This window comes from Erythrobacter sp. CCH5-A1 (assembly GCF_001557115.1).
Taxonomy (GTDB): domain Bacteria; phylum Pseudomonadota; class Alphaproteobacteria; order Sphingomonadales; family Sphingomonadaceae; genus Erythrobacter.
Genome location: NZ_LSKQ01000082.1, coordinates 1 through 536 on the forward strand (window position 1 = coordinate 1; position 536 = coordinate 536).

At 62.5% G+C, this 536-nt stretch carries 1 protein-coding gene; it reads left to right on the top strand.

The annotated features are described in order from the left end of the window. Positions 1–28: 28 nt before the first annotated feature. Positions 29–536: transposase (locus AX708_RS04145; RefSeq protein WP_197426341.1), on the top strand; the 508-nt coding region annotated here is incomplete at its 3' end.

Here is a 536-nt window from a genome sequence, read left to right on the forward strand (position 1 = left end):
CTTCACACCAACCAAGGAGTTGATCCCGATGACCGAAGACAGACTACCGCTTGCCGAGCTTTTGGCGAAGAGCGGAGATGGAGATTTTCTGCGCACCATTGCCGAGAGCGTATTGCAGATCATCATGGAGGCCGATGTTGAGGGCCTGGTCGGTGCCGGCCGGCACGAGCGTTCCGGCGAGCGCACGACTTGGCGCAACGGCTACCGCGACCGCAGCCTCGATACCCGGCTTGGCACGCTCAATCTGAAGATCCCCAAGCTGCGGACCGGTGCATACTTCCCGGGCTTCCTGGAGCCGCGAAAGACGGTGGAAAAGGCGCTGGTCGCCGTGATCCAGGAGGCATGGATCGCCGGGGTCAGCACCCGGCGCGTCGATGATCTGGTGCAGGCCATGGGCATGACCGGCATATCCAAGTCCTCAGTCTCGAAGCTGTGCAAGGACATCGACGAGCGCGTCCATGCCTTCCTCAAGCGCCCGCTAGCAGGCGACTGGCCCTACCTCTGGCTCGATGCCACTTACCTGAAGGTGCGCCAGG